The sequence below is a fragment of the Marinobacter antarcticus genome (assembly GCF_011049865.1).
GTDB classification, from domain to species: Bacteria; Pseudomonadota; Gammaproteobacteria; order Pseudomonadales; family Oleiphilaceae; genus Marinobacter; species Marinobacter antarcticus_A.
Genome location: NZ_DRGY01000142.1, coordinates 1 through 3491, shown reverse-complemented (window position 1 = coordinate 3491; position 3491 = coordinate 1). Strand labels below are relative to the sequence as shown.

Below are 3491 nucleotides of genomic sequence, written 5' to 3'. Positions count from 1 at the left end.
GGGCCAGGAACGCCAGCCACGTCAGTACGCCTACAAACAAAGCGCCGAGCAGCATCACGAACAGGAAGCGCCGCACCTGATGGTGGAAGTCGTCCATGATTCGGGCGGCTTTGCGCATTCGCCCGAATGAAGGGCCTGATATTCTTACAACTTTACGCTTGTAGAGCGAACCCACCGCCAGAATGAAGTACACCAATAGCAGTACCGAGAAAAATTGGGACACAAGAACTAAAGCCGCCGGAGAGCTCTTCAGCACGTACTGTTCAATATCCACCGGTTTCTCGATTACGCGAACAGGCGTTATGCCTTGACGTGCCGCAGCGCTGTCATTTTTCTTCTTTCCGGCAGAGTCCTCAATTTGTTTTGCGGCGGCCTGGGCCTTCTCTATGAGGCTCTCTTCTTTAACGGGAGAGTGGTCTTCATTGTGCTGAAACTTGCTGATGGCAACGGGAACTTTGTCCAGTATGGCCATGGCTTCACGCTGCAAGGGAATGCTGGCGCCGGCGATCGCGCTGAGCAACAGAATCAGTACGATGGCGGCGCTCAGTGGGCGGGGAATTCTTAAGCGGTCCACCGTTGAAACGAGCGGGTCCAGCGCGTAACTAATCAATACCGCAACCACCAAAGGAAGCAACACGGCCTGGGCCCAGTTGATGAAATAGATCGTTGCGATGCTGGTCAGAATAATCAGCGCCATACTGCGGATGTTTACGGCCTCAATCAGCGCCGGCTGGTGTTCCTTATTGTTATTTTCGTCGGTGTTGCCTGGTTCTCTGAGCTCGTTACTTGCCATGGTTGCCCACTGTTGGATATTGCCGGCTTTATACTCTGTTCATTGTAGACTCATCTGGCGGCCTGCAAACGATAACAACAGATTTTTAATTGACTGGAAACGTCGTTGGCAATCAGAAGTAGGCGGTTAACCGCCCTGTCAGCCTTGGGTTTTTGTTCTCGTACTCGGAATTTACGGTCAGTGGCTTGCTCAACTCGATGTAGGCAGAAAAACCACGGGTAAGCATGCGCAGGCCAAGGCCCGACGACGCCGCAGAGTGGTTGTCACTGCCCTCGTTCGCTCGACGATAAACATGGCTCACGAATTGGGCATGACCGCTGGCTGGCGGCGCGCCAAAGCGGTGGTGCCCGAGGTTTGAAATCTATCTGACCCATCGCTGTCTTTTTTTTGCGTCGCGACGACACCCACTCCTATACTCCATTATTGTTGCGACGCGCTTGGTGCCCCGTCGCGTATTCTCCCTGACTAATAAAAAGGAAAACAAGATGCTCAAATCCCGCTCATTGATCGCTGCCGCGGCGGCCACGCTGTTGATCAGCTCTGTGGCTCATGCGCAATACAAAGATGAATACACGGTTTCTACGGTGCTGCCTTCCGCGTTTCCCTGGGGCCAGGCCGCAGACAAATGGGTGGAGTTGGTAAAAGAGCGCTCAGACGGGCGCATTAATATGAAGATTTACAGCAATTCCCAGTTGGTCTCCGGGGATCAAACCAAAGAGTTTTCCGCCATGCGCTCAGGCCTCATTGATATGGCGGTGGGGTCTACCATCAACTGGTCGCCTCAGGTTCCAGAGCTGAATCTTTTTTCCCTGCCGTTCCTGATGCCGGACAACGCCGCGATTGATGCCATCACCCAGGGTGATGCAGGCAAAGCGGTATTCGAAGCCATTGAAAAGCGTGGCGTAACGCCGCTGGCGTGGGGTGAAAACGGCTTTCGTGAGTTGTCCAACTCCAAGCGTGCCATTAGCGAGCCTGCGGATCTGGACGGTTTGAAAATTCGGGTTGTAGGTTCGCCTTTGTTTCAGGACACGTTCACCGAGTTGGGCGCCAACCCGACCCAGATGAGCTGGGCAGATGCCAAACCCGCACTGACCACCGGCGCGGTTGACGGCCAGGAAAACCCGCTGTCGGTTTTTGACGTGGCGCGTATCGACCAGGTTGGGCAGGAGCACCTGACACTCTGGCATTATATGGCCGATCCGCTGGTGTTTGCCGTTAGTAACCGTGTCTGGGGCCAGTTTAACGCCGAAGATCAGGCGCTTTTGAAGCAAGCGGCTGTGGATGCCGGTGAGTGGGAAATCGAAAAATCCCGCGCCGAGCTTGCGGACACGCTGCAGGCGATCAAAGACCGCGGTGTTACGGTGACCGAACTCAGCCAGAAGCAACACGACGCGTTTGTGAAGGCTACCGAATCGGTTTATGACAAGTGGACATCGCGCATTGGTGAAGATCTGGTGAAACAGGCCCAGGCTGCCGTCGCCAACCGCACGCAGTAATAACCTGCTGTTCCGGCACCCGTCGATCTGGGCGGGTGCTGTTGTTTGAAACGGAGTAAACATGTCCTCCCGACCCCCGAAATTTCGGCCAGAAGCCTGGTTGGCGACGGTGGCCCTGATCGCAATCTGTATGATCAGTCTGGGCAACGTCATTGTTCGCTACACCACGGACGCCTCTTTTGCGTTCACGGAAGAGTTCTCTGTATTTCTTCTGGTTGTACTCACGTTTGCCGGGGCAGCGGTAGCCGCCCGTCACAACCAGCACATCCGGATCGAGCTGATCGAGCATTACCTGCCGCCCGTTGCTTTGAAGGGATTGTTTGTTGTGCAATGGTTGGTAAGCGTGGCTGTGTTTGGCATAACCGCTTGGTATGGAAGTGTTTTCGCGATGCAGGAGTACAATTGGGAATCTTTGTCTCCGGGGTTAGGGTTGCCAAGCTGGATCTATGTAATCTGGCTGCCAATCCTGTCAGGCGCGATCGTTATTCGGATAACCCAGAACCTCGTTGACCGCCTGCGCGGTAAAAAGGACCCGGAGATTATTCATGAGTCCTGACCTGCTGATGATCGGGAGTTTCCTGCTGGCGTTATTGCTGGGTGTTCCGGTAGCCATTGCGCTGGGATTTGGCGGGTTGGTGGGGATTGTTTCCGGCCTGTCTCCCGACATGCTTGCGACCTTTGGCACCAATACCTACAACAGTGTGGCCAAATATCCGCTGATTGCGATACCGCTGTTTATTCTGACTGGGCTTATTTTTGAACGTGCCGGGGTGGCGGCCAGTCTGGTGCGCTTTGCCCAGGCGATCATCGGTCCTCGCCACGGTAGCCTGACCGTTGTGGCGGTTCTGGTGTGCCTGATCATGGGGGGGATGAGTGGTTCGGGTCCGGCGGATGCGGCTGCCGTGGCTATGGTGATGCTGCCGAGTATGCGCAAGGCCGGTTATCCTCAGCCTTTTTCCGCTGCGTTGATTGCGGCTTCGTCGTCTACCGCGATCCTGATTCCGCCTTCCATCGCGCTGATTCTCTATTCTATCGTGGTGCCAGGCGTGGATTTGCGGGCGCTGTTCGCGGCCGGCTTGTTTCCGGGCATTCTGGCGGGTTTGTCTTTGCTGGTGCCGGCGCTGTATCTGGCTCGCAAGTATGGTTGGGAGAACCCCGAAACCACCGAGCGACCGCCATTCTGGCCCAGCTTCAAAGCGGCG

General features: G+C 55.5%; 5 protein-coding genes. 3 read left to right on the top strand and 2 right to left on the bottom strand.

All coding sequences use genetic code 11. The annotated features are described in order from the left end of the window. Window positions 1–793 (bottom strand): AI-2E family transporter (locus ENI00_RS17320; protein WP_304105165.1); only part of this gene is annotated, 793 nt, incomplete at its 3' end. Between the two features lie 112 nt (window positions 794–905). Then, window positions 906–1094, bottom strand: a complete 189-nt coding sequence (locus tag ENI00_RS17315; RefSeq protein WP_304105162.1) for a hypothetical protein — start codon at window positions 1092–1094, stop codon at window positions 906–908. A 184-nt stretch (window positions 1095–1278) separates the two neighbouring features. Between ENI00_RS17315 and ENI00_RS17310 the strand changes: the two genes are divergently transcribed. From ENI00_RS17310 to ENI00_RS17300, 3 genes are all read left to right on the top strand, one after another. Continuing rightward, window positions 1279–2289 (top strand): DctP family TRAP transporter solute-binding subunit, encoded by a 1011-nt coding sequence (locus ENI00_RS17310; protein WP_304105159.1) that lies wholly within the window; start codon window positions 1279–1281, stop codon window positions 2287–2289. Window positions 2290–2350: 61 nt separating this feature from the next. Beyond that, complete coding sequence (locus ENI00_RS17305) at window positions 2351–2845, top strand: TRAP transporter small permease (RefSeq protein ID WP_304105156.1); 495 nt, start codon at window positions 2351–2353, stop codon at window positions 2843–2845. Further along, window positions 2835–3491: TRAP transporter large permease subunit (locus ENI00_RS17300; RefSeq protein WP_304105153.1), on the top strand; the 657-nt coding region annotated here is incomplete at its 3' end. The genes ENI00_RS17305 and ENI00_RS17300, both read left to right, overlap by 11 nt.